The 22,350-nt window shown below is 70.9% G+C and carries 18 protein-coding genes; 3 read left to right on the forward strand and 15 right to left on the reverse strand.

Annotation, left to right across the window (positions count from 1 at the left end; all coding sequences use genetic code 11):
* The first annotated feature begins 98 nt into the window (after positions 1-98).
* The gene (locus tag ACFRAV_RS14845; protein WP_382555251.1) at positions 99-1,769 is read left to right on the forward strand and encodes a bifunctional 3'-5' exonuclease/DNA polymerase; all 1,671 of its coding nucleotides are present in this window, start codon (positions 99-101) and stop codon (positions 1,767-1,769) included.
* 39 nt (positions 1,770-1,808) lie between these two features.
* Here the strand turns inward: ACFRAV_RS14845 and ACFRAV_RS14850 are convergent, their stop codons facing one another.
* The 6 genes from ACFRAV_RS14850 to ACFRAV_RS14875 form a co-directional block, all read right to left on the reverse strand.
* On the reverse strand, positions 1,809-3,125 hold the full coding sequence (locus tag ACFRAV_RS14850; protein WP_382555253.1) for an MFS transporter: 1,317 nt from the start codon (positions 3,123-3,125) through the stop codon (positions 1,809-1,811).
* An 81-nt stretch (positions 3,126-3,206) separates the two neighbouring features.
* Positions 3,207-5,168 carry a hypothetical protein gene (locus ACFRAV_RS14855; RefSeq protein WP_382555255.1) on the reverse strand — a complete coding sequence of 654 codons (1,962 nt, stop codon included), beginning with the start codon at positions 5,166-5,168 and terminating at the stop codon, positions 3,207-3,209.
* 186 nt (positions 5,169-5,354) lie between these two features.
* Positions 5,355-7,340, reverse strand: coding sequence for an FAD/NAD(P)-binding protein (locus ACFRAV_RS14860; RefSeq protein ID WP_382555257.1), 1,986 nt, complete (start codon positions 7,338-7,340; stop codon positions 5,355-5,357).
* A 100-nt stretch (positions 7,341-7,440) separates the two neighbouring features.
* Entirely contained in the window at positions 7,441-7,704 is a 264-nt protein-coding gene (locus ACFRAV_RS14865; RefSeq protein ID WP_382555259.1) for an acyl carrier protein, read from the reverse strand.
* A gap of 41 nt (positions 7,705-7,745) precedes the next feature.
* The gene (locus tag ACFRAV_RS14870; protein WP_382555261.1) at positions 7,746-8,678 is read right to left on the reverse strand and encodes a ketoacyl-ACP synthase III family protein; all 933 of its coding nucleotides are present in this window, start codon (positions 8,676-8,678) and stop codon (positions 7,746-7,748) included.
* Position 8,679: 1 nt separating this feature from the next.
* Positions 8,680-9,618, reverse strand: a complete 939-nt coding sequence (locus ACFRAV_RS14875) for an alpha/beta hydrolase (protein ID WP_382555264.1) — start codon at positions 9,616-9,618, stop codon at positions 8,680-8,682.
* Between the two features lie 362 nt (positions 9,619-9,980).
* Between ACFRAV_RS14875 and ACFRAV_RS14880 the strand changes: the two genes are divergently transcribed.
* A complete protein-coding gene (locus ACFRAV_RS14880; RefSeq protein WP_382555267.1) occupies positions 9,981-10,754 on the forward strand; it encodes an SDR family NAD(P)-dependent oxidoreductase in 774 nt (257 codons plus the stop codon).
* A gap of 73 nt (positions 10,755-10,827) precedes the next feature.
* Here the strand turns inward: ACFRAV_RS14880 and ACFRAV_RS14885 are convergent, their stop codons facing one another.
* From ACFRAV_RS14885 to ACFRAV_RS14925, 9 genes are all read right to left on the reverse strand, one after another.
* Positions 10,828-11,850, reverse strand: a complete 1,023-nt coding sequence (locus tag ACFRAV_RS14885) for a C45 family autoproteolytic acyltransferase/hydolase (RefSeq protein WP_382555269.1) — start codon at positions 11,848-11,850, stop codon at positions 10,828-10,830.
* Positions 11,847-12,473, reverse strand: coding sequence for a GNAT family N-acetyltransferase (locus tag ACFRAV_RS14890; protein WP_382555272.1), 627 nt, complete (start codon positions 12,471-12,473; stop codon positions 11,847-11,849). Before ACFRAV_RS14890 ends, ACFRAV_RS14885 begins: the two co-directional genes overlap by 4 nt.
* Positions 12,470-12,733, reverse strand: coding sequence for an acyl carrier protein (locus ACFRAV_RS14895; protein WP_382555275.1), 264 nt, complete (start codon positions 12,731-12,733; stop codon positions 12,470-12,472). Before ACFRAV_RS14895 ends, ACFRAV_RS14890 begins: the two co-directional genes overlap by 4 nt.
* Positions 12,723-14,240: an AMP-binding protein gene (locus ACFRAV_RS14900; RefSeq protein ID WP_382555278.1), complete on the reverse strand. Its 1,518-nt coding sequence runs from the start codon at positions 14,238-14,240 to the stop codon at positions 12,723-12,725. The genes ACFRAV_RS14895 and ACFRAV_RS14900 overlap by 11 nt, the downstream gene beginning before the upstream one ends.
* A complete protein-coding gene (locus ACFRAV_RS14905) occupies positions 14,237-16,222 on the reverse strand; it encodes a class I tRNA ligase family protein (RefSeq protein ID WP_382555282.1) in 1,986 nt (661 codons plus the stop codon). The genes ACFRAV_RS14900 and ACFRAV_RS14905 overlap by 4 nt, the downstream gene beginning before the upstream one ends.
* Positions 16,219-17,280, reverse strand: coding sequence for an NAD(P)/FAD-dependent oxidoreductase (locus ACFRAV_RS14910; protein WP_382555285.1), 1,062 nt, complete (start codon positions 17,278-17,280; stop codon positions 16,219-16,221). Before ACFRAV_RS14910 ends, ACFRAV_RS14905 begins: the two co-directional genes overlap by 4 nt.
* Positions 17,268-18,587, reverse strand: coding sequence for a lysine N(6)-hydroxylase/L-ornithine N(5)-oxygenase family protein (locus ACFRAV_RS14915; protein ID WP_382555305.1), 1,320 nt, complete (start codon positions 18,585-18,587; stop codon positions 17,268-17,270). Before ACFRAV_RS14915 ends, ACFRAV_RS14910 begins: the two co-directional genes overlap by 13 nt.
* A gap of 325 nt (positions 18,588-18,912) precedes the next feature.
* Positions 18,913-20,064, reverse strand: a complete 1,152-nt coding sequence (locus ACFRAV_RS14920; protein ID WP_382555288.1) for an acyl-CoA dehydrogenase family protein — start codon at positions 20,062-20,064, stop codon at positions 18,913-18,915.
* A 291-nt stretch (positions 20,065-20,355) separates the two neighbouring features.
* On the reverse strand, positions 20,356-20,886 hold the full coding sequence (locus ACFRAV_RS14925; protein ID WP_382555291.1) for a DUF1062 domain-containing protein: 531 nt from the start codon (positions 20,884-20,886) through the stop codon (positions 20,356-20,358).
* A gap of 719 nt (positions 20,887-21,605) precedes the next feature.
* On the opposite strand from ACFRAV_RS14925, the gene ACFRAV_RS14930 reads away from it, so the two are divergent.
* On the forward strand, positions 21,606-22,319 hold the full coding sequence (locus tag ACFRAV_RS14930; RefSeq protein ID WP_382555294.1) for a response regulator: 714 nt from the start codon (positions 21,606-21,608) through the stop codon (positions 22,317-22,319).
* The last annotated feature ends 31 nt before the right edge of the window (positions 22,320-22,350 follow it).

A 22,350-nucleotide genomic window follows, 5' to 3' on the forward strand; every position in this document is an offset into this window, starting at 1 on the left:
CCGGTGATCCTGACACGGGAACCGGGGGTGCGGGAAAGTTGTCCACAGGCTGTGGACAACGCGCGGCGTTGTCGCACCCGCCTGGCAGACTCGACCGCATGACCGGCAGGTGGGCTCTCGCACCCGTCGAGGGCGGCGGCGCCGATGTCGTCCCCCTCGGCCCCGACGACCTGCCCTGCGGCCCGGTGCGCCGCGAACCCGATCTCGCCGAGGCCGTGCGGTCGCGGCCGGAGGTCACCCGCTGGGTGTGGCGCTCGACCGCCGAGGTCTACCCGCGCCTGCTGTCCGCCGGGGTGAGGGTGGAGCGCTGCCACGACGTGGAGGACGCCGAGACCCTCCTCCTCGGGCACGAGGGCAGGAGCGGCGAGCCGCGGAACGCGGCGGCCGCGCTGGGCCGGCTGCGCGGCGGCCCCGTGCCGCCCGACCCGCCCGCGCGGAGCGCGGACCCCTCGGCCCAGGACCCGTTGTTCGAGACCGCCGCGGCCGTGGACGTGCCGCTCGCCGACCTGCTCGCCGTCTACGCGGAGCAGCGGCGCCGGCTGACCGCCACCGCCCACCCGGACCGGATGGCCCTGCTGCTGGCCGCGGAGTCCGCCGGCACCCTGGTGGCCGCCGAGATGAACCGCACCGGCCTGCCCTGGCGGGCGGACGTGCACCGGGAGGTGCTCCGGGACCTGCTCGGCGAGCGCTATCCGGGCGCCGGCGAGCCACGGCGACTGGCCGAACTGGCCGACGAGGTCTCCTCGGCGTTCGGCCGCCGGGTGCGGCCCGACCTTCCGGCCGACGTGGTGAAGGCGTTCGCCCAGGCCGGCGTCCGGGTTCGCTCCACCCGCCGCTGGGAGCTCGCCGAACTCGACCACCCCGCCGTACCGCCGCTGCTGGAGTACAAGCGGCTGTACCGGATCTGGGTGGCCCACGGCTGGTCCTGGCTCCAGGACTGGGTGCACGACGGCAGGTTCCGCCCGGAGTTCCTGCCCGCGGGCACGGTGACCGGCCGCTGGGTCACCCACGGCGGTGGCGCGCTGCAGATCCCCAAGGTCATCCGGCGGGCCGTGATCGCCGATCCCGGCTGGCGGCTGGTGGTCGCCGACGCCGACCAGATGGAGCCGCGGGTCCTGGCCGCGATCTCCCGCGACCCGGCCTTCATGAAGGTCGCGGGGCGCGAGAGCGACCTCTACCAGGCGGTCTCCGAGCGGGCCTTCGCCGGCGACCGGGACCGCGCCAAGATCGCCGTCCTGGGCGCCATCTACGGCCAGACGTCCGGCGACGGCCTGAAGAACCTGGCCGACCTGCGGCGCCGGTTCCCCCGCGCGGTCGCCCACGTCGACGAGGCCGCCCGCGCCGGCGAGGAAGGGCGTCTGGTGCGCACCTGGCTCGGCCGGACCTGCCCGCCCGTGGGCGGGCAGGAGGACGCGGAGGAGGCCGGCATCCCGCTCGCGACGGAGGACGACGACGAGCCCGGCCGCTCCACGGCGACGACCCGCGCCCGCGGCCGGTTCGCCCGCAACTTCGTGGTCCAGGGCAGTGCCGCCGACTGGACGTTCCTGCTGCTGGCCGCCCTGCGCCGTCGCCTGCGGGGGCTGGCCGCCGAACTGGTGTTCTTCCAGCACGACGAGGTGATCGTGCACTGCCCCGCCGAGGAGGCGGAGCAGGTCACGGCGGCCGTCCGCGAGAGCTCAGACGAGGCCGCCCGCCTCACCTTCGGCGACACCCCGGTCCGTTTCCCGTTCACCACGGCGGTGGTGGAGTGCTACGCGGACGCCAAGTGAGGAGGCGGGCCCGGCAGGAGCCGTTGGACGGGCCCGGGGTCAGAAGGCCTTCGCGAGCCGGTGGCGGGTCGTATGGGCGATGACGACGGCGCCCATCAGGACGGCGCACGCGCAGAGGAAGGCCGTCCGGGGGCCGGCTGAGGTGATGAGCAGCCCGCCGATCTGCGCGCCGAGCGCGGAGCCGCCGAGACTGATCGTGGAGGACCAGGTGAACGCCTCGGTGATGTGGCTCTCGCGTGCGGTCCGGGAAATGATCTCGTACAGGATCACCGTCATGGGCGCCTCGAACGAGCCGAGGACGACCAGGGCCAGACCCATCGACCAGTTGCCCCAGACGAGCACGGGCAGGGCGGCGCCCGCACTGACGACCAGCAGGCCCACCCTGACGGCGAGCTTGAGGGACCAGCGCCGGTTGCGGCTCCCGTACCAGAGTCCGCCGAGAATCCCGCCGACGCCCCACGCCGCGTAGAACAGGCCGACGCTTCCGGCCGAGCCGTGATCGTCGGCGAAGGCGGGCAGCGCGACGTTGTAGATCCCCGTCCTGATGGCGGTGCAGGCGATCAGGGCCAGCACCAGGAGCAGGCCCCCCGAGCGGAGAGCGCCGAGAGGGTCGCGCTCGCTCGGGGTGGCGGGCTGGGTTCGCGAAGCCCGGGTCGTCGCGAACCCGATGGAACCCGCGGCGGCGAGCAGGCCGCCCACGACGACGGCCGCTCCCGGGCTGCCCAGGAGCAGCATGACGCTGAGCAGCAGCGGCCCGCCGATCAGGAAGACGTTGAACAGCACCGTCTCCAGGGAGATGCCCGCCGGCTCCAGCGGGCCCGTGGAGCGCCACAGGGTGCGGATGCAGCCGGTGATCGGCGGAACCGTGGCGCCCGCGAGGGCCACGCACAGCAACTGCGGGACCAGCGAACCGGACTCGAGGGCGACGAAGCCGATCAGCGACAGCGGGTACACGACACCGGTGACGAGCAGCACACTGGTCTGCCCGTACCTGTCGACACGGCGGGCGACGAGCGGCGCGAACAGCGCGGTGCCCAGGCTGTACGCGCCCAGGAACAGACCGGCCGAGAGGTAACCGGCATCCTTCGAGGTGGTGAAGACCACCAGGGCGAGGCCGACCAGGTAGAAGGGAAATCGCCCGACGATGCTCCAGATCAGCGGGGCGCGCATGGTTCTGCTCCGCGCGGCGGCGAGGAGTCGGTTCTCCACGGATGGGGCTGCCGAGGAGGTCCCGGGTTCGCCGGAGTCGGAGATCGTGGTCGCGGGTTCGACAGAGAGCGCGTTGTCGGGTTCGTCCTGGACCGTGGTGTCGGGTTCGCCGGGGATCGTGGTGTCGGAGGAAGGGTAGTGAGCCATGGTTTCCCACACTTCAGGAGGATTGCCTACGGTGAGTGCCGCAGATGCGACGCGGCCGTCGTGCTCAGGAGGAACCAGGGGTCACCCGCTTCCTTCGGGCGCGGGGAAGACGCCGTAGGGGTGGCGAGCCATCGTCACGGCGAGGTCCTGGACGGCGTATGCCGTCAGGTAATAGGCCATGGGGGCCGCGTAGGGGACCACGGTCAGGGTGAACTCGGCCTCCCCGGTTCCCCGCGGCCCGATGTCGACCTTCTGCATGGCCGGCGTGACCGTGCAGTACTCACGCCCGTACTTGGCGACGAAGAGGCCGAGGTGGACGGTGCCCGGACGGGCGTCGCGCACCTCCACCCGCACCTGCTGGTCGCTGCCCTGGACCAGATCCTCCTCGGCGTGGATCAGCAGCGAGGGTCCACCGGGCAGCCGGAAGGCGACGTCGCTGCACCGCGTGCAGATGACGCCTTCGGTGTCGAGCGCGGTGGGTACCAGGGCGCGCCGGACGAAGCGCTCGGCAGGGCGCCCGCACTGACAGCGCACGCTCGCGAGCGACGAAGGGTCCAGGCGGCTGCGCTCCCCGAAGTGGGTGAAGGAGCTGCTGAGTTCGTTCTCCGGGTTGCTCACGAACTGCTCGATGACGGCGAGGTCCAGCGACTCCAGGTCGTCGAGGAGGTCGCGGGTCGTGCCGGCCCGGTCGTGCATCGCCTGGGACTCCCTGGCGACCTGGCTGTCGATCCTGGTGGCCAGGTTCTCGAGGCCGGGTCGCAGGGGGTTGTTGAGCCGCAGGAGCCCGCCCGCCAGATAGGCGGTGACGCGGGCGGAGGTGGTCAGCAGCAGTGGTTCGGGCGTCAGTGAGGGCAGCTCCGGCACGGCGGCCTCTTCGTCGTCCCCCATGCCGAAGTGGACGTACGCGGGAGAGGGGCCCGCGGTGCCGATGCTCGAGTTGAAGGCCGCGGCGGACGAACCGTGCGCGAGCACCGTCTCCATCCAGGAAAGGTTCTCCGCCCGCCCGGCGTCGTGTGCCGTGATCGCGGCCACGACGTCCCTGGCGGTACCGTCGATCGCATTGAGCATCAGCTGGTACTTGGGGTCGTAGACGGCCGCGTCGGTGAAAGGGCCGTTGTTGCAGGAACTCAGCACGACTTCGGCCGCGCGGATGTCGCGCAGCTGGATCAGCTTGTCCAGGGGGCGGTAGCAGGTGGGCTCGTCCGAGTAGGCGCAGATCGGGCCGATGACGTCCTCCTTGCGGGGAACGAGCGCATTCAGGCCGCAGATGGTGTAGTCGGCGAGATTGAGGGAGTCGTCCTTGCCGTGCCCCTGGAGAAGGAGGCGGCTCCAGCGGGTGCCGAGGATCTCGGACCTGACGTCCGCCGTCTCCATGCCCCGTGCGTCGAGCAGGTGGATGCCGCTGCGCGACAGCCCGCGGTCGACGGCGGTGAACATGCCGAGTTCCTGTACGTCCGGGGCCCTGCGGACGTACTGCTTGGCCGTGAACCAGGCCAGGGAAGCCGCATCCCGGCCGGTCAGGATCCGCAGACGCACATCGGGCCGGCGTTCGGCGGCGCGCAGCAGGGGCCAGATGGTGTCCACCGTGAGGTGTTCGTACAGACCGGCGATCAGCAGGGAGTGCAGCTCGCGGCGGCCGGCGTCCTCACCTGCCTCCCGCCGCCCGTCCTCATTCCGTGGCTCCTGCGGGAAGAGCGAGTCGAGCAGACCGGCTCCGACCTCCTGCTTGTCGAGCCACTGGCCGGCGAGCGGACCGATGAGCGTGACCAGACCGGCAGGCAGGGCTTCGGGCTCCAGCATGACGCCGTACGAGCAGGCGGCCGGTCGGCGGGCCTCTTCGTACACGCTCGCCGCGCACGCGGCGGAGGCCGCGAGATCGACTCGCCCATCGGTCCAGACCGGAACCTTCGACCGGGCCGTGTCCGCGAGGAACGCGTCGACAGCGGCGGCGTAGGAGGAACGGTCCTCAAGGAGGGAGAAGGGCGAGGCCGACATGATCGCGGTATCGCCGCCGGGCACATGAATCTCGGACTGCACCACCACGTGTGACTCCTTCACAACAGCGATCGGCCTCGGGAAATCGACGATCAAGAGCCGTGGCGTTCGGCAGCCGAATCCGGCTTTCTCGCATCCGGGATATCCTGGTCGGCTCGCGACAGCGCTTCGCACGGACGTATCGAGCATCAAGACGGTACGTCCGCTCCGGCACCCCGCGTATCCGCGGCAGATTCATGTGCGAGGAAGCGCGACGCTTACCTCTTCGCGCTGCGCCTGGACGCTTCGCTTACGCCGACCGGTTTCACGTCGGCACAGTTCATGGAGCGCGGCACGAGCGATCATGTCGTTCTGCCGGAAGAATTCGTCATTGCTCTTCGGGGACGGGAACCGGCCGGATGCCACACTTCCCGAAAACAGCGCTCCGACCCCGAACCGGCCTTCGTGGGTGGTCCCGTCGGCACGCTTCAGGCGATTGAGGGCATCGGTGGCGATGAGACCCACGGTATCGATGACACCCGTGGGATACCGGTCACCGCCGTCGGGGCCGGACGGGGTCTCTTCTCCGATCTCCCCGCGCCGGATGAGCTTGCTCAGCAAGGGGTCACTCACGCGGAGCATGGTGCGCTCAGGGAGCCGGGCCTCGATGAGGGACCGGGCGGTGACCGATCCGTCGACATTGCGCGACCGCGCGTGGAAGAGCCCGTCCTGGGTGGTCACCGTCATCTCCGAACCAAGGAATCGGACGACGCCCGCACGGGTCAGGGCGAGCAGTTCCTCCAGCCGCGGTCCGGGCGGTCCGCTGGTGAGGAATCGACACAGATCGAGGAAGGCCGGCAGGTCCCGCTCCCACGAGGTGGGAGCGATCCTCTTCTCGTCGACGAGCTCGACCAGCCTGGAGAAGACGGAGAACAGGCCGTGCACCATCGCCAGGTCCGCACTGTGCCGGGGATCCCGTCCGCGTCGCACCCCTGCGTCGAGGTAATCGGCCATCCAGTTCTGCAGGGCGTCCAGGTCGGAGAAGCGGCGTCCGGCCAGCGGACGGGCTGTTTCCTCCAGGTCGATCCGGTCCCCGTCGAACCGCACTGCCTGATCGACCAGCTCCTGGAGTTCCGGTCCGTCCCAGTCAAGGGTGTCGAGGCGGTGAAGGAACTCACGGGCGTCCGTCCCGAGGAGCTCCTGGTGCGATACGGCAAGCTCGCGATAACCGGCGTGGGTGACTTCGCGGACGATCAGCGGCCAGATGTCCGCGGCGAAGTCGAGCGGGCGGTCGCCGAGGGCGGCCACGGCCGCGGCGTCGAGGTGACCGAACGACTCCGGGGGTGATTCGGCCAGGCTGTAGTGCGTCTTCGACCAGTACGGGACGCCGCGCCGCGACCCGGCGAAGATGACGGGTTCCTCACCGGACGGCCGGTAACGCAGCTCCCCGGAGTCGTCACGGTGGAATGTGCCGCCGCGTTCCGAGGTCAGCAGGACAACCGTGTCGATGAAACACAGTCCGAGCCCTCGCACGATCACCGGTTCGCCGGCGGGTATCCGGTCGAGCCCATGGTCGGCGGTCGATCCCGAGGGCAGATGGCACAGGTCGTGGGCGGCCGCGTACTCCGCCAGGCGCACCTCCTCCGCGTCCGGCCGGACATCGACGTTGCCCTGGGCGAACAGCACGACGTCGACGTCCAGCGGGGGAAGGCCGTCCGCCATGACGACGCGTTGCCGGCCGAGGGGGAGGTCGTGCACGTCGACGGCCCGGCCCACGTGTGAACGGACCCGCACCTGGGGCGAGCCGTTCTCCGTCAGCTTCCGGAACACCCACGACAGGTAGTCGCTCTGCGTCCGGCGCGTGGTGAACCAGCCGTCGTGCATCCTCCCCGCCTCGGCCACCGTGGAGGGGTCGTGCCGGAATCCCGCGGGCGACGACAGGCGGCCTGCGGCCAGTTCCCGGGCCCATTCGCTGAGCGTGGGGCCGGGGACGACCGGGCCTTCGCATGCGACGGTCTCGTCCGTGAACATGGTGCAACTGCCGGCGGTGGTGTTCATCCACAGAAGCGGTGACTGCCGGGACCGCCAGATGCGGCCGCCCCCTGGTGGGTGAGGGTCAATGACGTGGACGTCGAGCGTCCGGTCCGGCGCACACTCGGCGGCGTTGGCGACGAGACGTTCCAGAAGAGAGGTGCCACGTGGACCGGCACCAATGATTGCCACGGCCAGTGAACTCGTCATATTCCGTTCCTACGCCTCGGTCGGGATGGGATCAGTGGCATGCGCGTGGACGGCGCGTCTCGTGGACGAGCGGTACGGCGCACACCACGGGCCCGGTGGGTTACGCGACGCGCTGCCGTCGTCCGTCGATCAGCGCGGCGAGCTCCGCGACGGTGGCGTCGCCGATCAGCTCGTTCATCTCCACCTGGATCGAGCGCTCCCGCAGGATGCGGTACTGCACGCCGACCGTCTGCAGCGAGGTCGCGGCGAGCTCGCGCAGTGTCCGCGAGGCGACCTCCTCGGACTCGGCCAGCTGCAGCACCTCCCGGACGGTGGCCTGCAGCCATGACGCGGTGGTGGCCTCGGCGCCGGCGTTCTTCTGCACTTGGGTGACTCCTTCGTTGGGTGACTGGAGGCCGGGGCCGTTCACAGGGCCCTCAGCAGGACGCACATCCGCAGCCCCGACACACTCGACGCCAGCAGGTAGAGCCCGTCCGGGCGGACGCCGCCGGCCGACTGCCGGTCGACGAGGTTGATCAGCGGATCCGCGGCGAAGCAGTGCCCGACCCTGGTGATGTTCGAGGTCTCCAGCTGCGACAGGCCGAACCCGGCCTGGACCTCCTTCATCATCACGACCGGCAGAAAGGTGTTGTTGTGCAGCAGGCCGTCGATGTCCTCGACGCGGACGCCGGTCCCGTCGAACAGCCGCTGGTTGGCCGCCTCGGCCAGGTCGGCGCTGATCTGGGTGCCCTGGACCATGGAGGGCGGGTCCTGGGCGTGCGCGTCGGCGACCCACTCGTAGGACTCGGGAGCGCCGTCCACCCGTTGCGAGATCAGGCAGGCGGCGGCGCCGTCGCTGAACAGGGCGAAGTCGGCCAGCCGCGCCGACTCGTCGGGCACCGCGTCGGTGGTGATCACCAGCACGGTCCGGTGCCTGCCCGCGGCGACCATCGTGGCGGCCGTCTGCAGACCGGTGAGCAGGGACGCGCACCGGTTCAGGGTGATCCCGGTGACCGGGACGTCGCTGAGTCCGAGGCCGCGCAGGACCGTCGCGATCAGGTCGCCGTGCTCCCCGACCTCGCTGGGGAACGTGTTGGAACACAGCACGAGCGCGTCGATCTCGTCCGGTGCGACACCCGCCGCGTCGAGGGTCTGCCGGCCGGCCCGTACGGCGAGCGTGGCCGTGTCGAGTTCCGTACGGCGCACGGTGCCCCAGCCCCACATCGCGGGATCGGGAACCATCCCCCGCTCCTCGGCGAATGCGGCGAATCCCTCGATCTCGGAATGATCTGTCTCGATCTCGCCGAGCACGTACCTGGGCGAGCGCAGCACCACGCGGCGGACTTCGGTCATTTCCATGTCAGCCCAGCCGCCTGCGCAGGAAGTCGGCCATCAGACGCATCGCGTTCCTGGACGTCTCCAGCACGGCCGAAAGCTGGAGGAAGCCGTGCGGAAGATCCTTGTGCGGGTGGAACTCCACCGGGACGTCCGCGCGTGAGAGCAATTCCGCGTATTCCTCGCCCTCGTCGTACAGCGGGCAGTACTCGGCCGTCAGCAGCAGAGCCGGCGGAAGTCCGCTGTGGTCGGCCGCCTTGGCCGGGGAGGCATAGGGCGATTCACCGTCGGCGGGATCGGCGAGATAGTGCTCCCAGAACCAGGCCGACGATTTCGCGTTGAAGAACATCGGATCGACGTGGTCGTTCATGGACCGCGTCGTGGCGTCGTTGCGCGTGGGCGGATAGACGAGCACCTGGGCGGAGAGCGTCGGCCCTCCCTTGTCCCGGGCCATCAGGGCCATGACCGCGGCGAGGTTGCCGCCCGAGCTGTCTCCGGCGACGGCTATGCGGGCGGGGTCGGCGCCGAGTTCGGACGCGTGCTCCCCCACCCACCGCACGGCGGCGTAGCAGTCGTCGATGGCGGCCGGGAACGGGTGCTCGGGGGCGAGCCGGTAGCCGACGGAGACGACCAGACAGGGGGTCAGGCTGGCCACCGCGCGGCAGATCGCCTCGCACGTGTCCAGGGAGCCGACGACCCAGCCGCCACCGAAGAAATACACCACCACGGGAAGCGGATCGTCACTCTCCCGCGAAGGGCGGTACGCCCGCAGCGTCAGCGGACCCGCCGGACCGTCGATGTCGAAGTCGAATACCTCTTCGGGTTCTTTCACCCAGTCCCAGATCTCGGCTTCGGTCTCCCGATCCGCTACCCGGGCCCGGTCCACCGACATGGTGTAAAGCGGCGTGAATCCGGTGGTGACCCGGTAGTCCCTGATTCCCGCGTAGAGCGGATCAAGCGGCATGAAAAATCCCTCAGCTCCCAGGACTGCATCAAGAAAATCCGAACCGGAATCGAGAGTGGCACAGCCCCGGACGGCACCGGGTAACCGAGGTGATGAGCCGCTTGGGGAAGGGTCAGCGCGACGTGTCCCCTCCCTGCACTTGCCGCGGACGCGGCCGGACGGGTGGGGTCGTAACGTCCTTCTCCGGTGCTGCCGCGGGACGCGCCCGCACGAGGACCGGCACCGAGGTCCCGGAGCGCCGTGGACCCCGGCCGGCCTCCTCGGGCCGCCTGTGCACGGTTTCCGTCCGCGGCCGCGCCTCCCGGACGACGTGGCGGCCACCGTTCGTTCCTGATAGCTCGGCATATGACAGGAGAGAACCATTGAGTGACTTCGAAGGACTCGTGGCGATCGTTACGGGTGGCGCCCAGGGAATCGGTCTGGCCACGGCGAAGCTGCTGACCAGCAGGGGCGCGAAGGTCGCCGTCCTCGATCTCAAGACCGAGGGCCTGCCGGACGACGTCTTCGGCGTCCAGGCCGACGTGGGCGACGACGCGCAGGTCGAGGCGGCGGTGGAGGCCGTGGTCGAGCGGTTCGGCCGCCTCGACATCGTCGTGAACAACGCCGGCATACCGGCGGTCGGCGACGTCGCCACGAACAGCTCCGAGGAGTGGCTGAACGTCCTGAACGTCAACGTGGTCGGCATGGTGCGGGTCGCCCGGTACGCCCTGCCCCATCTGCGCCGCTCGCCCGCCGCGTCGATCGTCAACACGTGCTCGATCGTGGCCTGGGCCGGACACCAGACGCGCACGCTGTACTCGGCCAGCAAGGGCGCCGTGTACTCGCTGACCCTGGCCATGGCGGCCGACCACGCCCGCGAGGGAATCCGCGTCAACTGTGTCGCGCCCGGCACGGCGGACACCCCGTGGGTGGAGAACCAGCTGCAGGGGACGCAGGACCCGGAGGCCGCCCGGGAGTCGCTGCTCAAGTTCCTCGCACCGGGCCGCCTGGTGACGGCTGACGAGGTGGCCGGCGCCATCGCCTATCTGGCGAGCCCGCTGTCGAGCGCCTCCGTCGGCATGATGCTCGCCGTGGACGGCGGCCAGCACAGCCTGCGCCTGCGGCCGCAGGACCAGCAGCATCTCATCGGGCGCTGAGACGCACCGAGCATGCGGCCCCGGGACCATGCCCATGGTCCCGGGGCCGGATGCGTGTGTGGGGTCCCACCGCCTACCGGAGGACGTGCACCTGCTCCGGCACGACGGACGGGTCGCCGGGCCACAGCCGCATCTCTCCCAGGTCCGGGCGCAGGAGCACCGCCGCGACCGTGCGCTCCCGCCGGATGTCTCCGTTGTCCGGCACCAGGACCGGGGGCGTGGAGAGCAGCCGGTGATGGCCCTCCGTGTCGTCGGCCTTCGGGATGCCCGCGTCGAGAACCGTCCGCAGGCGCCGCTTGGAGGAGTTCTTGGCGAAGACGTTGATCTCGTCCTGCTCGGCGAGCTCGGCGTCCAGGAAGTGGTTCGTGTGCGCCAGTTCGTCCCCTTCGAGGACGCGGCGCCGCGCGACCGTGGCCTCGACGCACACGGTCCGGTCCACGCCGCAGATCATGAACGCCCGCGAACTGGCCAGCGGCAGCTCCTGGAGGATCCCGACGGCCTGCTCGACCGTTCCCGCGGTGTCGAGGACGTGCCGGATCGCCAGGTACGGCGGCACGCCCGGCCGCCAGTCGCCGCCGAGGACGAGGTTGATGCCCACGGCGACCCCGGCGTCGTTGACACCGAGGTAGCCGAGGAGACCGGCGAAGCTGAGCACCAGGGAGCGGTGGCGCGGCCCGGAGACCGACAGCACGGCGATCTGGTCGTCGAGGTCGCCGTTCAGGTCGACCGTCTGGGCGAGCACCGGCGCGCCGCCGGCCGAGGCGTAGGTCGTGCAGTCCCCGGCGGTGACTCGGCTGTAGCCGATCAACTCGCGGCGCAGTTGCAGCAGCCAGGCCGCGTCGCGGTCGATCCCCGCGCCGGCGGCGAGGCCGTCGATCTCGGCGGCGAGGTCCGGCAGCGCCTCGCCGACCACCGCGCGGTGCGCCGCGATGTCGGGCCGCAGCGCGTCGAGGTCGGCCGGCCGGTCGGTGAGGTGGCCGAGGCGGGCGAGCGAGTCGTCGAGGAAGCCGCGGAGCCGCCCGGCCAGCGCGCGCCCGTGGAGGACACCACGGGCATGCGGCGAGCCGGACAGCTCCAGGAGCGGCGCTTCGGTCACGCGCACGGGTTGACCGCCCTGCCGACGCGGCGGAGCTGCTCCTCGACCGAGGGCCATTCGTCGCGGAGCACCGAGTAGTAGATCGCGTCACGCCTGCGGCCCCCGGGCATCGGGTTGAAGCTGCGCATGACGCCTTCCTCGTACGCACCGATCTTGCGCAGTCCGGCACGCGCCTGGACGTTGAGGACGTCGGTCTTGAACTCGACGCGCTCGGCGCCCAGGACGTCGAACGCGTGCTGGAGCAGCAGGTACTTGGCCCAGCGGTTGATGCCCCTGCCCTGGAAGTCGACTCCGAGCCAGGACCAGCCGATCTCCAGTCGCCCGTCGGCTTCGCTCATGTTGCCGTAGCTGGAGCTGCCGGCGACCTGTCCGGTGCTCCTGTCCACGATGACGTGGACCGCGCGCTTGCCGGCGGCCTGGTCAGCAAGCATGGCGTCGAAAAACTGGTCAAAATCAGCGTCGCTCTCGACACGGGATACGAAATAGGTCCAGATCCGGTCGTCGAACGCGATCTTGCGCAGTGGTCCACGGTCTTCCTCCGAGATCGGGTGAAGTTCGACGTGCTCGTTGCCGAGGAGGACGGAGGCGTGCCGGCTCCAGGCGTGGTGGGTCAAGGAACTCATCCCTTCAGGGGGGCGTGGGGGCGGAGGGCCTCGACGACGTTGCCGAGCGTGCGCATCCCGGCGAGGTCGTCCTCGGTGAAGTTGTCGAGTCCGACGTCCGCCGCCCTGCACAGGGAGGTCAGGAACAGGACCTTGTTGAGCGAGGTGATCCCGTACGTCTCCACGAGGTTCTCGCCGGGGTCGAGGCTCGCGGGGTCCGGGTGGTCGCGCAGCACCCGGGAGAGCGTCTCGCGGGCCAGGGTGTCGAGGTCACTGGACAAGGATGCCTGCCTTCGGGTTGTCGATCCGGTCTCTGTAGCGGTCCGCGATGCGCTTGCGGATCGGTTTGAACTGTGAGGTGAGGAGCCCGCCCTCGACGGTGAACGGCTCGTCGGCCACGATCACGCGGATGATCCGCTCGTCGCGCTCCGACGCGGCGTTGACCGCGGCCAGCGCCTCGCCGATCGCGGCCGTGTCGACCGGTCCCGGGTGGGGCGACACGACGGCGACCAGTCCGGCCTGGGTGGGGCAGTACACGACGCATTCGGCCACCGCGCCGGTGTCGCGGAACCGGGTCTCGATCGGCCTGACGATGATCTTCTTGGCGTTGTCGAGGACGATGACGTCGTCGCTGCGACCGAGGATGTAGAGGAAGCCGTCCTCGTCGAGGCGGCCGAGATCCCCGGTGCGCACCAAGCCGCCCGGCCGGAACATGCGCTCGCTGTCGCCCGGCGCGGCGTACGTGTACGCGGTGTTGACCGGATGGTCGCTGCGGACGCAGACGATGCCCTCGTCGTCGATGACGATCTCCTTGCCGGGCAGTGCCCGGCCGACACTGCCCTCGCGGTGGGCCCCGGGGTGGTTCTTGGTGGCGATGCAGGTCTCGTTGAGGCCGTAGCCCTCGAAGATCGCGAGGCCGGCCTCACCGTAGAACCCGAGCGTCGCCGGGTCGGCGGGCGCCGAACCCGTCCACAGGTAGCGGATGCGGTCGCCGAAGAGTTCGGCGGCGGCCTTGTCCGGTTCGACGCCCCCGTCGATGACGCCTTCGATGTGCCGCCTGGCCGTGTCGAAGAAGGCGGGGACGCCCATGACGACGGTGGGACGGACGGACGGCAGCACGGCGAAGACGGACTGGTACGTCGTGATCGTGATGTCGTGGCCCCAGTACAGCGCCGAGTACAGCCAGTAACGCTGCTGGAGCAGCGAGAGCGGCAGGAACGTCAGGATGTTGTCGCCCGGCCGGTGCGCGAACAGGCTCTGCACGGCGCGCAGCGAGGAGTCGATGCTGCCGACGGTGGCCTCGAGTCCCTTGGGCGCGCCGGTCGATCCGGAGGTGAACTTGACGGTCGTGCACTGCGTCGCGGCCCACCGCTCCGGCACGAATCCGTCGCAGTCCTCCTCGGCGTAGCCGGCGACGGCCGAGATCGGCAGGACCCCGGACGGAGCGTCGTCGGGCAGCGGGACGTCGGTGTAGAGGGCGTCGAGGCCGTAGCGCTCGACCAGGTCGGCGTCGGGGCTGAACTTGCCGGGCTCGAACCCGGCGGTCTGCGCTCCGAGCATGAGCGCGGCGACGTCGAGCAGCACCCATTCGAGCCGGTTGGCCGACAGGATGCCGATACGGTCGCCGGCGCCGATGCCCCGACGGCCCAGCGCCGCGGCGACGGCCCTGGCCCGGTCGTGGAACGCGGACAGCGGCAGGGTGGTGCGGTGGCCGAGTCCGGTGACGGTGAGGGAGCCGTCGTGCGCGGGCCGGTCGGTGATGACGCGGTTGATGATCGATTCGGTCATCGCTGCTCGCCGGTCCCGAAGAAGCGGGTGTCCGCGAGGGTGCAGCGGCTGCCGGGCTCGACCAGGACGACCGTCTCGGACCAGGTGGCGACGGCCGGGAGGCCGAGGGCGGCGGTGAGCTTGGCCGAGAAGCGCGGCATCAGCGGCGCCGACGTGGTGGCGAGCAGGCGGGCCGCGGCCAGTTCGAGCGCGAGGGCGGTACGGGCCTCGGAGCTCCACCGGCCGTCGTGCGCCAGGGCCGCCTGCTGACGGGAGAAGGCGCGGACGTCGGTGACGATGCCCTCGAGGGCGGACGCGGCGGCCGTCAGCGAGAACCCCTCCGGGTTGAGGGCGGCCGTGACCTCGTCGAGCCGTATCGACAGGCGGGCCAGGAACGCGGTGTGCTCGGTCGTCCAGGTGCCCGCGTCGGGGGCCACGCCGTCGGCGTGCCGCTCGACGCGCTCGCCGAGACCGGTGAGCCACTCCTGCCACTCGCCGACGAGGGTGTCCGCGCAGGTCCGGTCGAACTCGGCGCGACGGAAGTCGGTGCGCTCGCCCTCGGGCCGGGTGCGGGAGAGGTAGTAGCGCACCGCGTCCACGGTGTCGGGCGTGAGGATCTCCTTGCCCCAGATCGCGTGCCGCCGGCTGGTGGAGAACTTCTGGCCCTCCAGCAGATAGAACTCGTTGACGTGGTAGTCGATGTCCGGGTTCCACCCGGGGTGGGCGAGCCCGTACAGGACCGGGTAGAGGATCGCGTGGTAGAAGCTGTTGTCGTACCCGAAGAAGTGGACGATCTTCCAGTCCTTGGAAGGCGCATCCTTCGACCACTGCTGCCCCGTCCCGGCGCCGAGTCGTTCGATGCCGTGCAGGAAGCCGTGGCTCATCTCCGGCCAGACCCAGATGACCTGTCCGTCCAGGTCGTCCCCGGCGGGCCGCACGCCCCAGTCGGAGGGGTGCGAGACCGGCAGGTCGAGCGACGGGCGGGCGAAGACCCGCTCGGCCAGCTCCCGCAGCCGGACCGGGACCCGGCCCCGCTTGTGGTGGTCGGCGACGACGTCGGCGAACTCGTGCAGCGGCAGGGTGTAGCGCACGACCTCATCGGTCTTCGGCGCGGCACTGCTCAGGCGTGAGGACGGGTCGACGAGGTCGGCGACGAGGTTGGGCTCGCCGCACTCCTCGCAGATGTTGCCGCCCGCGCCGTGCGAGCAACTGGGGCAGGTGCCGCTGACGTCGACCTCGTAGAGGTAATCGCCGGTCTCGGCGTCGAGCAGGGCCGGCGTCGCCCGGGGACGGACGTGCCCGGAGTCGACGAGCCGGGTGAAGTAGCGCTGGAGGCCCTCGCGGTAGCCCTCCTCCGTGCTCGTGACGTAGTACTCGTCGACGCTGATGTCCATCGCGGCGAGCGTCGCGGCGATCTCGGCCGAGAAGTGCGCGGCGACCTCGGCGGACGTGGAGCCCTCGCGGGCCGCGACGGCCGTGACGTAGCTCTGGAAGTCGTCACTGCCGGTCAGGTGCCACGCCTGGTTGCCGATGAGGCGCTGGTAGCGGACGTAGACGTCGGCGCCCAGGTAGGGGCCGGAGAGGTGACCGAGGTGGAGGTCGCCGTTCGGGGTCGGCGGCGTGGAGAACACGAACTGGGGGCGGTCGGTGGGGTTCGCGCGGACGCGGGACGTCGCCGACGCACGGGCCCGGGCCGCATCGCGCCAGTACTGGGTCAGGAAGACCAGGTCCGTCCCGCCGGTGTTGGTGATGACGTGCGACTCGAAGGGCTCGAAGAGCGCCACGGTGCCCGGACCGACCGGGTGGCTGCGGCCGTCGACGGTCAGCTCGCCCGTACCGGCGACGATGACGAAGAACTCCGTCTCGTCGTGCCGGTCGCTGTGCGAGGAGGCCCCCGGGGCGACGCGGCCCCAGCCGGCGCCGACACCGAGGCCCTCGACCGGGGACATCTCGATGCCGAAGGCGTCGGACAGTTCGGATTCGCTGTACTGGTTGAGGATCATGACTGCCTCCGTAGTGGCGGGGAGGTGGCCCCGGTCGGTGTGAGATCCAGGGCGGCGACGGTCTCGGCGGCGATGGCCGGGGCCAGCCGGTAGCCGGAGCCGTTCGCGGCTCCGGCGAAGACCAGGCCGGGCAACAGCTCGGCGACGACGGGTTCGCGGCGCGGGCTGTACGCGTCGCAGAACACCCGGCCCGAGGTGCACCGGTCCACCAGGCCGGGCGCGAAGCGGCCCAGCGTCGCACGGGCCTCCGCGAGGTCGGACGGCTCCAGGACGAGGCCCGCGTCGTCGGGGGCGACGTCCCAGCGGGTGCAGGTGTAGCTGAACAGGTAGTGGCCGCGCTCGTGGAGCGGCAGGAGGAACGCGTCGTCGTCGTGGAGCACCACGAGCGGATCGCCGGCTGCGGGCGTCCCTTCGACGTGGGCGGCGACGACCTTCTTCACGCGCAGCCCGAGCGGAGCGACGAGGTCGGCCCAGGCGGGGTGCGCGATCCACGGGCCGGGGGCCAGGACGACCCGGCGGGCGGACAGCTCCTGCCCCGGGCCGAGGGTGAGGCGGTGGTGCTCGCCGTTGAAGGAGAGGTCCGTGACCTCGGTTCCCTCCAGGACGGTCACCCGGTCGCGCAGCCCGGCCAGGACGCGCGCGGTGACCGCCTGGACGTCGGCGTACTGGCACCCGTCGAGGTCCCATGCCCGGGAGCCCGGCGGCACCGCCCAGCCGCGGGCCGGGGCGGACTCGGCACCGAGGCGCAGGTAGGCGGCGGAGACCGCGTCGGCGTCGCCGGCCGCAGCGACCACCGTGGCGGGCACCGCGCGTATCGGCAGGCCGAGTTCGGCGGCCAGGTACTCCCAGACACGCTGGGAGTGCTCGGACATGGACCGGACGCGCTCGGTCGCCCCGCGCGGGAAGTGGACACCGGCCGAGCGGCCGGAGGCGCCCTGGCCGATCAGGCCGCGTTCCAGCACGGCGACGGTCGCGTCGGGGTACGCGGCGACCGCCTCACGGGCGATGAGCGCGCCGATGACTCCCCCGCCGACGACGGCGAGGTCTACGCGGTCCACTGCGTGCCCCGCCCGCTCTTGGCCGACCAGTCGATGAACGACATCGCCATCTCGGGGGCGCTGCGCCCGCGCAGGCGGTTGGCGATGCGCTGGGCCCGCCAGGCGTTCAGGCTCAGGTTCACGTCGGGCAGGCCGCGCTGTCCGCGCACCGCGTTCTGCACGAAGATCTTCCGGTCCGGCGGGCCGTCCCAGGCGACGGCGAAGTCCTCGTCGACGCGGACCTCACCGTTCTCGGTCTCGATGCGGTCCTTCAGGGGATCGAGGAACTTCTTGGGAGTGGGACGGAAGCCGGTCGCCCACACCACCGCGTCGACCGGGAGGCACTGGCTCTGCCCCGACTCGTCGTTGTGACGCAGCGTCACCTCGAACGTGCCGGCGGCCGTGCGGTCGGCGGACACGACGGTCCGGTTGGGCAGCAGCCCGAAGCGGTGCTCGTCCCGCTCGATGAACTGCAGCCGGTACAGCTGCTGATAGATCGCCCGGAGGGTCGACTCGGATATCCCGTCCGAGCTGAGCAGGTGAGCGGAGTTGAGCTCCGCGCGCTTGGACTCCGACAGCCGGTAGAAGTACTCGGAGTACTCCGGCATGTAGAAGTCGTTGGTGAAGGTCGAGTCGTCGATCGGGAAGTAGTTGCGGCGCTTGGAGACCCAGGACACCCAGGCCGGGCGCTCGGCGTCGGGCCGGGAGATGAGGTCGAGGAAGGTCTCGGCCCCGGACTGGCCGCCGCCGACCACGGCGACGCGCTTGCCCGCCAGGTTCCGCGCGTGGTTCAGGTACTGGCTGACGTGGAAGTGGCCGGCGCCCAGGTGCGGACGGGCGAACTCGGGCACCCACGGAACGGTGCCGACGCCCACGGCGATGTTGTCCGCGGTGACCTGACGGCGATCGGTGGTGATGCGGAAGACGCCGTCGAAGTCGACCCGTTCGACGGTCTCGGAGAAGACCACGTTCTCGTTCTTCTCGGCCGCCCAGGCCAGGTAGTTGCGGAACTCGGTGCGCGGCACCTCGGCGAACTGGGCGTTGAGGAAGTGGTAGATCCGGCCGTGCTCGTGCAGGTACGACAGGAACGAGAAGCGGTTGGTCGGGTCGGAGAGGCTCACCAGGTCCTTGAAGATCGACACCTGGAGGGTCGCACCGTTGATCAGCTGGTCGTCGTGCCAGGTGAAGCTCGGCTTGCGGTCGAAGAAGAGGTTCGGTTGCTGCGAATCGCCGTGCAGCAGCGCGGCCAGACTCAGGTTGGCCGGTCCTGCGCCGATGCCGACGAGCCGGAGGTGACTGGCCTGCTCGACGGCGCCGGACGCCGTCATCGGCTTCTCTACGGATCCCACGAAAGGTCCTTCCTGTGAAGGTGCAGGGTGTCGGCACGTCTCACGACGCCTTGGCGCGGCACCGTCGGTGTCCGCCGGTGGGCCGGGATCAGTGCGTTCGTTCTCGGACGGTTGTCTGGGCAGTGCAGGTCGGACCTGATCGGGCGAGCCGGTGGAGCCCCGGTTGCCCACCTCCTCGGTGTCGGCGGTGGCCCGGTGCGGACCGGGCGGCAGGCCCCGGCGGGAACCCGTTCGATGTCGCGGACGGCGGTGACCGGGACGTTCCGGGCCCTCGCGGTGCCACGGGGACCGTCCCGGCCGTGCTTCACAGGGCGTCGGCGATCGTCATCTCGATGACCTCGGAGGCCCCTTCGTAGATCCGCAGGGAACGGACCTGGCGGTAGAGCCGCTCCATCGGGCTGCCCGCGACGAGCCCGGCGGCGCCGAAGATCTGGACGGCGCCGTCGACGATCTCGCCCGCGGCCTCGGTGGCGTAGAGCTTCGCCGTCGACGCGTGCTTGGCGTGATCGTGGCCGAGGTCCGTCGCCCAGGCGGCGCGGGCGGTCAGCAGCGCGGCGGCCGAGAGCTTGACGTCCATGTTCGCGAGCGAGGACCTGACGAGCTGGAGGTCGGCCAGCCGGCCGCCGTAGGCCTTGCGGGTACGGGCATGGCCTACGGCGAGCCGGAAGGCGCGCCGGGCGAAGCCGAGCGCGGCGCCGGCCACGGTCGTCCGGGCCCGTTCGAGGATGTCGAGCGCGACCACGAGTCCCTGGCCGCGCTCGCCCAGGACGGCCTCGGGACCCACGCGGACGTCGGTGAAGGTCAGTTCGGCCCAGGAGCGCGGCGCGATCGCGCCGATGGGCTCGGCCTTGAGACCGGGGGCGCGGCCGTCGACGACGAAGGCGGTCAGCCCCAGCGGCCCCGGGCCGTCGCCCGTGCGGGCGAGGACGACGCACACGTCGGCGATGTCGCCCTGCGCGATCCAGGTCTTGGTCCCGTTGAGGACGAACCCGTCCCCGTCCGGGGTCGCCTCGAGCACCACGGCGGCGAGGTCGGAGCCCGCGCCGGGCTCGGAGAGGGCCAGCGCCCCCGCACGGGTCCCGTCGGCCAGGCCCGGCAGTTCACGGCGACGCTGCTCGGCGCTGCCGTGGCGCGATATCGCGGCGGCGGTCAGCTCCTGGATCGAGTAGGTGAAGTCGGCCAGGTCGTCGTGGTACGCGAGAGTCTGGCGTCTCAGGCACAGGGCCCTCATGTCGGAGTCCGGACGGTCGGGGCCGAGGTGGCTCAGCCACCCCGACCGGCCGAGCTCGGTGAGCATCGCCCGTCCGACGGCGGCCGGATCGGTGGTGTCGGACGACGCCCACGCCTCGGACCGGTCCGCACACCACTGCCCGATCTCCCCGGCGAGTGCGCGGTGGGCGTCGTCGTACAGCGGCAGGGTGAGGATGTCGGGGTCGAACACTTCGGAGAGACTCATCGTGATCCTCACTCGGACGGTCAATGCGGTGAGCGGCTCGAGAATCCGAGCGGCCGTCGGCCGCGTCCATGGGAAGCTACGGCCACTGCGGCACCGGGCACGTCCGCGACAAGTTCATCCACCGGGACGCGGGGCGGTTACGGCGCTCCGCCGCTCCTGCGCACCGCGTTTACCCGGGCGGGCGGACATCCGCGAGAGCCCGGGAGCCGGCACACGTCCAGGGCCGGCCCCACGTGATCGGGGGCCGGCCCTGGTTTTCACCATGTGTTCGGGAGAGCGGACGGCGCGGAATCAACCCGCGTCGCGCTTGAGCGTGAAGTCGAAGTCGCTGGAGAGCTTTCCGCTCAGGCGAACCGCCGAGACGAGTCTGCCTTCCGTGATCAGCCGCTCGACCTCGGCCCGCGACAGGCCGCAGCCTTCCGCGATGAGCCGCACCGGCCTGACCGGGATGTGTGCGTCGAAGCGCACCGAGACGTCGATCGCCTCACGGACCGGATGATCCGATCCACCGGTGTCGAGCCGCCAGGCGTCGCTCCAGTCGAGGGCGATGTGATTGCGACGCCGTACGACGCCGTCCTGGAGCAGCTCGGCGGCGAGAGCCGGGTCGTTCTCGTGCGCGCGGTCCAGCAGATCGGGCCTGACCGAGCGCACGTTCGTCCGCTCGACAATGGTGATCTTCGTGGTCGCGCCGCATCGGGTGCAGAGCGCGAGCAGCCAGACGTCGAGGAGCTTGTGGTTCGCGTTGACGCGGAACTTGCCGGTCGTCCGGAACGTGTCGGACGTACACGTCTGGCAACGGCGGCGGATGAGCGGCAGACCCACCGGCTTGACTGTCCAGTCACTGCGCACGGAAGTACCCCTGTTCGGTGTGGCATCACCCGTGGGACCGGACCGCTTGCGCCGACCGTCCCAGCACGTACGACGGACGCTACGGACGGACCGGCGGGGCGCGCGTCCGCGTCAGGTGCACCCACGGGTAAGCGGTACGTGGACGCCGCACCGGCGGGACCACGCGTCTCGCTGTACGGAGCGGGGCGGCCGGCGGCGCGGACGGCGTCGACCGCGCCACGGTGCGCCTCTCGAGCGGGACTCGTGCGCCTCCGGGGCGGGACTCGTGCGGTACGCGCGGGGGAATCCGGCCACGCCGCCGCGCCTCCCCTCACCGCCGGGGCACAGGGTGGTCCGCGGACGGCACGGCACGTCGAGCCCCGTACGCCGGGCGCTCTCCGGCGAAGGGACCGGACCGGTGCCAGGACGGGAACCGGCAGGGAAGAGCAGTTGCGAGTCTTGGCGAAGTCGAAACGGCGCGTCTCGTCGAAGGAGCTTCCCCATGCGTCCCACCTCTGCTGTCGCCGCCTCCGGTCTCCTGGCGGGCACGGTCCCCGGCCGGCCCGGAACAAGCCACGGCAACGGCTGAGCAGACCCGCCGCGGCCGCTCATCGCGGCCCGCACACGAGCTCACGAGGCTCACGATCCCCGCGCGCAGCAACCCATTGATGACAGCGGGGCTTCCCTCTCACTCCTTTGTCGGGGGCAACACAATGACCATTCGGGTGCTCGTCTGTGACCAGCTGCCCGTGATCGCGGACGGTCTCAAGACTCTCCTCGACGCGGTGCCGGACATCGAGGTGATCGGTACGACCCACAACGGCATGGAAGCCATCGTCCTGGTGCGCACCATGCGTCCCGACGTCGTGGTCACGGATCTCGACCTCCAGACCATTTCCGGTCTGGAGATGATCCGCAGACTCGGTCACGAGGACGAGTCGCCCCATGTCGTCGTCTTCACCGCGGCCGACACCGACGAGACGGTGAGCGACGTGCTGCACGCCGGCGCGAGCTGTCTGCTCGGCAAGGACGTGAGTCCTCAGGAACTGATCACCGCGATCCACGGGGCGGCCGCCGGCCAGACCGTGCTCGCGCCGAACATCGCGCGGCGCCTGGTCACCTGGTTCCGTGCGCAGCCGGAACCGCAGAAGGCCGAGACCTGTCCGGAAATGACCGAGCTGACCCCGCGGGAACGGGAAGTGACGCGGATGGTGGCCCAGGGCATGTCCACCGAGGACGTGGCGCGCGAACTGATCATCGGCGAGGCCACGGTCAGGACCCATCTCTACCGCGTGCGCACCAAGCTCGGCGTCCGCGACCGTGCGGAGCTGGTGTCGCTGGCCTACCGGACCGGTCTCATCCACTCGGCCGCCCACGCCGACGGCATGACACGGGAGTTGTCGCTGGGGAGCTCCCGTGCCAGTTGATCCACGGCCGGGGTGCCGTCGCGGCCCGGGG

Source organism: Streptomyces sp. NPDC056600 (genome assembly GCF_042792855.1).
In the GTDB taxonomy this organism is placed as follows: Bacteria; Actinomycetota; Actinomycetes; order Streptomycetales; family Streptomycetaceae; genus Streptomyces.